Origin of the sequence: Halanaerobium polyolivorans (assembly GCF_020711195.1) — a bacterium.
GTDB lineage: Bacteria > Bacillota > Halanaerobiia > Halanaerobiales > Halanaerobiaceae > Halanaerobium > Halanaerobium polyolivorans.
Genome location: NZ_JAJFAT010000033.1, coordinates 1 through 7,052, shown reverse-complemented (window position 1 = coordinate 7,052; position 7,052 = coordinate 1). Strand labels below are relative to the sequence as shown.

General features: G+C 27.9%; 10 protein-coding genes. 3 read left to right on the top strand and 7 right to left on the bottom strand.

From position 1 onward, the window contains the following. Positions 1-352 precede the first annotated feature (352 nt). Genes LJ207_RS12070 through LJ207_RS12420 form a run of 3 tightly spaced genes read left to right on the top strand, consistent with a single transcriptional unit; the run spans position 353 to position 4,115 of the window. Positions 353-1,834 carry a hypothetical protein gene (locus LJ207_RS12070; RefSeq protein ID WP_229346748.1) on the top strand — a complete coding sequence of 494 codons (1,482 nt, stop codon included), beginning with the start codon at positions 353-355 and terminating at the stop codon, positions 1,832-1,834. A gap of 44 nt (positions 1,835-1,878) precedes the next feature. Continuing rightward, entirely contained in the window at positions 1,879-3,273 is a 1,395-nt protein-coding gene (locus tag LJ207_RS12065; protein ID WP_255666905.1) for a DNA methyltransferase, read from the top strand. Positions 3,274-3,278: 5 nt separating this feature from the next. Beyond that, positions 3,279-4,115 carry a TRM11 family SAM-dependent methyltransferase gene (locus LJ207_RS12420; protein WP_255666904.1) on the top strand — a complete coding sequence of 279 codons (837 nt, stop codon included), beginning with the start codon at positions 3,279-3,281 and terminating at the stop codon, positions 4,113-4,115. 459 nt (positions 4,116-4,574) lie between these two features. Here LJ207_RS12420 and LJ207_RS12560 read toward each other — a convergent pair whose 3' ends face one another. The 7 genes from LJ207_RS12560 to LJ207_RS12555 form a co-directional block, all read right to left on the bottom strand. Continuing rightward, entirely contained in the window at positions 4,575-4,880 is a 306-nt protein-coding gene (locus LJ207_RS12560) for an integrase core domain-containing protein (protein ID WP_369414194.1), read from the bottom strand. A 15-nt stretch (positions 4,881-4,895) separates the two neighbouring features. Further along, positions 4,896-5,153, bottom strand: coding sequence for a DDE-type integrase/transposase/recombinase (locus LJ207_RS12055; RefSeq protein ID WP_229346747.1), 258 nt, complete (start codon positions 5,151-5,153; stop codon positions 4,896-4,898). A 9-nt stretch (positions 5,154-5,162) separates the two neighbouring features. Further along, on the bottom strand, positions 5,163-5,291 hold the full coding sequence (locus LJ207_RS12415; protein WP_255666903.1) for a hypothetical protein: 129 nt from the start codon (positions 5,289-5,291) through the stop codon (positions 5,163-5,165). Positions 5,292-5,365: 74 nt separating this feature from the next. Beyond that, entirely contained in the window at positions 5,366-5,689 is a 324-nt protein-coding gene (locus LJ207_RS12050; protein WP_229346746.1) for a transposase, read from the bottom strand. Positions 5,690-6,020: 331 nt separating this feature from the next. Further along, the gene (locus tag LJ207_RS12045) at positions 6,021-6,431 is read right to left on the bottom strand and encodes an ATP-binding protein (protein WP_229346745.1); all 411 of its coding nucleotides are present in this window, start codon (positions 6,429-6,431) and stop codon (positions 6,021-6,023) included. A gap of 37 nt (positions 6,432-6,468) precedes the next feature. Beyond that, complete coding sequence (locus tag LJ207_RS12040) at positions 6,469-6,897, bottom strand: tyrosine-type recombinase/integrase (protein ID WP_229346744.1); 429 nt, start codon at positions 6,895-6,897, stop codon at positions 6,469-6,471. Between the two features lie 14 nt (positions 6,898-6,911). Continuing rightward, on the bottom strand, positions 6,912-7,052 hold a 141-nt coding region (locus tag LJ207_RS12555; protein ID WP_229346749.1), incomplete at its 5' end, for an ATP-binding protein.

Here is a 7,052-nt window from a genome sequence, read left to right as displayed (position 1 = left end):
ATATTACAGTTTGGTCCACTATGGGCATTTTATTTATTATTTTTTTAATTAGTTCAAGTTCATTATACAATCAAGCGTCTAAATATAGATAAAAATAAAGCTAAAAAAATATAATTTGATATAAGCTAAAATTTAACCCAAAAAATGATTTTAATTAAAAAAAATCTGTGATTTTGTCTTTGTGAGGAAAAAGTCTCCCACAAATGCTTTACACAAACTTTTTACGAACCCTTCTTTACTTAGGAACTAATGTTTGATAATATTATATTACAAAACAATTTTTTTGTTGTTATTTTATGTTTGTTTATAATAAGAAAAGAGAAAAAGATAATTTGTTTTTGGGGGGATAAAAATGTATTTTGACAAATATAAAAATTCTAAAGAAGGATTTAAAAAATTTCATAAACTTGCTATAAATATGCCCAGAGAGTCTTTTGAGGATTCTAATTATACAATGGTTTCTCAATTAGCAGAATTATTGTTAGAAATAAATGATCGTCTTAATCAAATTGAAGGTAAAATTACATATGTAGACATTTATGCTCTTTTCAATACAACTATATTTAAAAATAAAGATAATTTTAATTTAATAGCTAAAAAAGAATTCTTTAATGATTCTTTAAATTATGAAGAGTCTAAAGTTAATTACAGAAACACAAATGATGGCAGATTATTTAGGCATATAATGGAATTGTGTAAATTCTTTTCTCTTTTAAATCACGATAATAAAGTACAAACTAGTACTTGCGAAGAATATTTAAATATAAAATCAAAAGGAAATTTTATAAGAAATAAATTAATATCTATAAATATATTTAAGAATCCACATTGTAAAAATGTTAGGTCAGTAAATAAAACAATGAAGAAAATAAATAAAAATAACAATATGTATTATCCGGCTAAAAGCATCTTGCAGTATTTAGATTTTTTAGAAAGAAAAGCTAGTATATTTGAAATCAGTTATCTTTTTGGAATTATCGAGCCAAATTGTACTACTAATAATGAGTTTCTAGAAAGAGCTAAACAGCTGCAATATGTTTTTACAAATGAAACATTTAATCATAAAATTGATTTTTTTAACTATATGGGCTGGAAAGATTCAAATAACATTGAATATAAAATAAAAGCTTCACAAAATATTGATTTTAAATTTAAAGCTTTCATTTTATATATGGATGATATTAATTTAATTAATTTAAATAAAAATAATGAAATAACTTTAACTGATTATTCTAAAGAAATTTTACTAGATAGCTTACCTCCAGAAGTGTATAATCTAGAAAATTATTTAAACGAATTAGAGTCATATAAACCAGAAGCTTTTCTTGAAAAAGTAATTAAAAATAATGATACAATATTAAAAGAAAATTTATATCAAAACGATAAATTTCTAGAACTTTTTAGTAAAAAGAACTATAAAAAGCAAGATAGAAAAAGAAGCCAATTGTTGGTTTATTTAGCAAAATTAGCTAATGAGTTCAAATGTGAAGTAGATAATAGTTTAACATTTATAGATAAAAATGGTGATAATTATGTTGAAGCTCATCATATCTTAGAATTTAATAGAGATAAAGGTCCAGATGTAATCGAAAATTTAATTATTTTGAATCCTTATCATCATTCCTTAATACACCATGGCCACCACTCTGAGGTGGAAGATTTTTATAGAAAATTAACTAGAGATAAAACAATTACTTTAGAAAGATTTAAAGAAATGCATGATAAATATGGTTGTTTGAGAGAGGAACATGCTGATATCTTAAGAGAAAAAGGTATATTATTAAGAAAAGAAAAAGAAGATTTAAAAAAATATATTAAAAGTTATAAAAAATAATTTCATTAGATGATATATTCATAATTAGTAGAGGGATGATAGTATTGTATAAAGAAGAAAAAAGACCAGCTTTTTATCGGAATATGAAGTATTGGGGTAAAAAACCTCATAATATATGGAGAGAAATAATTTCTGAAAACACAAAAAAAAATGATATAGTTCTTGATCCTTTTTTAGGAAGTGGAGTGTCTTTCTTTGAGTCAATAAAAATTGATAGAATACCAATAGGTATTGATATAAATCCATTAACCAAATTTTTAATAGATACTTATGCAAACGAAATAAACATCGAAGAATTAGAATATTATACAAATAAAATAATAGATGATATTAAGAAAATAGATATATATAATAAAAATTATGTTATTAGATGTACTAACTGTAATAAATATACTGATATTTATAATTATAAACATAGAAAAAATATTATTTATGAAGTAGCATATAAATGTAAAGAATGCAATAAAACTATAACAAAAGAAGTTGAAAATGAATTTGAAGATATTTCTTTAAAAAAATATGATAAGAACTTATTAACCCCTAAAAAAAGGGCTTCTTGTGTTAACTCTATTAGTACTAATATACTTGATAAACTTGATGAAGATTCTTTATCTTCTTTTTGGACAAACAGAAATAATATTTTGCTATCATTAATTTTTAATAAAATCAATGATTTGGAAAAATCTTCAATTAAAAATTATCTAATGCTAGGATTTTTAAAAACCGTTCATTTAACATCAAAAATGTGTATACCACGTTCTCCTAAGAGTAAGAGGCCTTTATCAACTAGTTGGGGAAGACCAGCTTATATGTTACCTACTAAGCAGTTTGAACAAAATCCTATAATTAGTTTTTATAAAAGTATTTTTGGTCGTCAGGGAGTTATTAATGCTTATAAATCTTTAAAAAATCATATAAAACTACCAATTGAAACAAAAAATTCATTAAATGAATTAAAAAATAAGAAGATAGATTACCCCAATTTTTTCTTAGGTGATTCGAATAAGATTCTAAAAAAAATACCAACTGGAAGTGTTGATTTTATAATTACTGATCCTCCATATGGTAATATAATTAATTATATTGATTTGAGTTATATATGGATTATGTGGTTAGAACTTTTTAATAGTAAATATTCTTCTAATTATAATTCTGAAATAATTTTAAATGATAATAATTATAATAGCTATAGTGAAGATCTATTTAAAATTTGGGATAATTGTTATAGAGTTTTAAAAAATAATAGCAAATTAATTCTAACATTTCATTCAGATAATACTCAAGAATGGAATGCATTAAAAAAATCTATAGAGAAGACCAAATTTAAATTTATTGGGAATTATTTGCAAAAAAACAAGAGGTCAAGTGAATCTAATGTAAAAGCAAAAAAAGGTAAAGCAATTAGTGACCATTATATATTATTAGAAAAAGGAAGGTAATTTATATGCCAAATAAAAAAGGGAAATATGATTCAAGAAATAAATTAAATAATCTAACAGGAAAAGAATGGTTAAAATTAACCAAAAGTTTTTGGGAGTCAGAATCTTGCAAATTAGATAAGAAAGCTTTTGATCATCCTGCACCATTTCTTGTTAAGGATGTACAAAAACTGATAAAAATGTTTACTAAAAAAGAATTGACTGTTCTAGATCCTTTTTGTGGTAGCGGTACAACTCTATTAGCAGCAGGTTTAATCAATAGAAACGCTATAGGTATTGACTTAAATGAAAAGTATAAAAAGCTTGCAATTGAAAGATTAGAAGAACAAAATATTTCTAGTGAATTATATAAATATATAATTGGAGATTCATTAAATTTATTAAAAGATTTTGATCATAAAGTTGATTATATTGTTACTTCCCCACCATATCATAATATTTTAAAGAATAAAGGACAGGGAATTAGAAAAGAAAATGATAATTATAGAAATGGTGCGAGAACAGGTGTTGATTATTATACTGATAGAAATGAAGATTTAGGTAATCAAGATACTTATGAAGATTTTCTTAAAGAATTAAAAAAAATATTCAGGGAATGCTATAAAATTTTAGAGTATGATAAATATATGACAGTTATCATGTCAGATTTTACTGTTAATAAAAAAGAAGTATGTGTTCAAGGTGATGTTGTCAAACTTATGGAGGATTTAGGGTTTAAGTTTGCTGGAACAACTGTATTATTACAAAATAAAAAACCTTTATACCCATTCGGCTATCCATATGCATATAAAATCAATCACCACCATCAAAACTTAATGAATTTTCGGAAGAGAGACTATTGATATCAAATATTCTAACATATAGGGTTTTATGATTTGAGCTAAAAGATTAATCATTAGTGATTCCAATCCATCAGTTTAGATGATTTGCAATAATAACGGCTAAATGTGGCTACACTAGACACCTTCCAGTGTTAGAAAATCTTCAAATATATTTGAGATAAGGACTTCTATCAATTTTGCTTACTTAAGTCTGCTCTGCTAGGAATCTTTTCGATTTGTTGGATCAGCAAAGATTTAAAAATGGTTTCTGGATTGTATCCACTTGGTTTTTTATTAGGCTTATGTTTTATTACTTCAACTTGAGGTTTAAGATCAGTAGGATTTAAAATATAATTAACTTGTCTGTTTCGATAAATTTAGTAACTTTCAAAAGGAAAGAAATATTTTTTTCAATATAATTATGCATTGTTTCTGAAAAGTCAAGTGAATTCTAGAAATACTTTTGTAGTCCCAGGTGTTTTATGCAGCTGTTGATTTTCTCTTTTTATTGAGTCGTTTTCTTATATCAATAGCTGACTGATGTTTCTTCTTTCTTTCATCTATAATTTCATCGGCTTTGCCGTTATATTTTTGATCTGGTGTTACAAACTCTATACCCTGATGCAGTCTTTCAGAATTGTAATGTTCAATGAATTTCTCTATATCATCTCTGGCTTCATAAAAGCTCTGATATGTTTCTTTTCTATAGACATTCTCATACTTGATTGTCTTGTGGAAAACTTCAAATTTTCTGTTTGTTTCTGGATGTCTTACAGCTGTCCTGATGTGCTTGTTCTCCCATTATTCAAGAAATTTGGTAAAAGATTTAGACACAAGCTGGGTGCCATTATCACTTACAAGAACTGGCCTGCTGACAGGATCTGCTTCAAATATACCTGTTTTAAACATGGCTCTGCTAAGTACCCGCTGCATATCGTCTGCACTCATAGTTTGAGAGAGTTCTCCATGTATAATTTTACGGGAATAGCCATCAAGAACACAGATTAAATAGGCATGAGTATTTTTTACAGGGATATAACTAATATCGGTATGCCACATTTTGTTTGGCTAATCAACTTCAATTTTACCGTCTGCATTTTTCTTTTTTTTATACTCCTGCTCAGGAATAAGACCAGCATCTTTAAGTAATCTATATGTACTGGATGCTGACACATAAACAATATCATCATCTATCATCTTTTTAGCAAGCTTTCTATGTCGGAAATCAGGGTGTTTAAGGGCATACTCGATAATCGCCTGCTTCTCTTCCTCTAAAAGGCTGTGAGGGCATGAGGTAGGGGTAGACTTATGGTTATACCCTCGGCTTTATAGCGTTTTCTCCAGTCATAGTAACGCCAGGAATTAAGTTTTAATTTTTCGCAGGTGGTTTTAACAGGTATAGTGGACTCTTCCACTATATCCATTAGTTTTCTTTTTTCTTCGGCTGCAGAACCAATAAGTCTTTTTTTCCACTGATTAAACTGACTCTCATAAATACCATGTTTGCGGCAGGTCTCAGAGATATCATCATTTTGAAGACCTTCAAGAACAATTTCCATCTTTTCTTCAGGTGAGCGTTTAGTATTTTTACTCATAATTATCTCCCTTTCTGATTATTATTTTGAAGGAAGAAAACGACCATGTCAAATTAGCTGGCATAATTCAAATTACTACAATAAACTTTTGGAAATCTCTTTGATGGGCTTAGAAACATTATAAATTAATAAGGTTTCACCTTCTTTCGATTATTATGGGTACTACTATTTAATTTGAGAAGATGAGGTGAAACCTTTTTTATATCATTAAAATCTTTGTTATATCAAGGTGCTTTTGTCAAACGAAAAATGTACCACCCTACCAATCGAATTGTGTACCACCTAGCTTAAAAAAGAGAAGGAGAAGAAAATACTCCTTCTGTAGTTAAAATTATTGGGCTTTCTTTGTTTTCTTCTGCTGATCTAAGAGTCGATGACTGGATCCATTAAATAACATTATCTTGCTGTTGTGAATCAGCCTATCAATAATTGCAGCAGTCATTCTTTCATCGTGAAATACTTTAGCCCATTCAGCAAACTCAAGATTGCTGCTTAAAAAGATTGATCCCTTTTCATATCTTTCTGAAAAGATTTGAAACATTAATTGTGTCGCTTGATTTGATAATTCAACAAAGCCTAATTCATCAATTAATAATAAATCCAGTTTGTTGATCTTTTTTAAGAATTTGAGCAGCTGCTGTTCTTCCTGCATCTCAATTAGTTGATTACACAAACCAGCTGCTGTAAAGAATCCAACTGTTTTACCCTGTCTGCAGGCCTCAATACCTATTGAAATCAGCAAATGGGACTTACCATTATAGAAAGCTTTCCATAATTAATTACTTGCAGAAATTATGCAGCCAGCTCAATAATTCCTGATCTTCAGTCCAGTTAGGAATATCGTCAGGGACAACTTCGATATATGCAGCTTCTAAAACTTTTCTCTTTAGTTGAGAATTAACTTTTGCATAATGTTTGGTAGTCGGTACGCTTGTGTGTCCTAAAAAATCACGGATATAGATTAGATTCGCTTCTGCTTCCAGCAGATGAATTGCTTTAGTGTGCCTCATCATATGAGGTTTTAAATTGTCTGGAAATATAATTTCAGTCTTTTTTTCGTTTGCACTTTTTAAATGTTTTTCTAGTATATAGGTAATACCAGGCCTTGTAAATGATCGATGGTTGCTGTTAAAAAATAAAGGGTGATCCTCTTTATGTTTTTTGCAAGTTAAAATTCCCGGTTTATGAAAAGTTTTTTTAGCAGCCACCCAATAGGGAAAAATTAAAGTGAATTTTGGGCTCCTTTCATCAGTGAATTTTTGATTCTATGACTGTCACCAGGAAATACAAGTAGGTGACTGTGGTGCACTAATCTATCAATTAAAGCAGCTGTCATCTGCTCATCATAAAAAATATTAGCCCA

Coding starts and splice junctions, on each gene's coding strand:
- LJ207_RS12420 (WP_255666904.1), top strand. CDS start 3,279: ATGCCAAATAAAAAAGGGAAATATGATTCAAGAAATAAATTAAATAAT.
- LJ207_RS12055 (WP_229346747.1), bottom strand. CDS start 5,153: ATGTGGCATACCGATATTAGTTATATCCCTGTAAAAAATACTCATGCC.
- LJ207_RS12050 (WP_229346746.1), bottom strand. CDS start 5,689: ATGAGTAAAAATACTAAACGCTCACCTGAAGAAAAGATGGAAATTGTT.
- LJ207_RS12415 (WP_255666903.1), bottom strand. CDS start 5,291: ATGATAGATGATGATATTGTTTATGTGTCAGCATCCAGTACATATAGA.
- LJ207_RS12070 (WP_229346748.1), top strand. CDS start 353: ATGTATTTTGACAAATATAAAAATTCTAAAGAAGGATTTAAAAAATTT.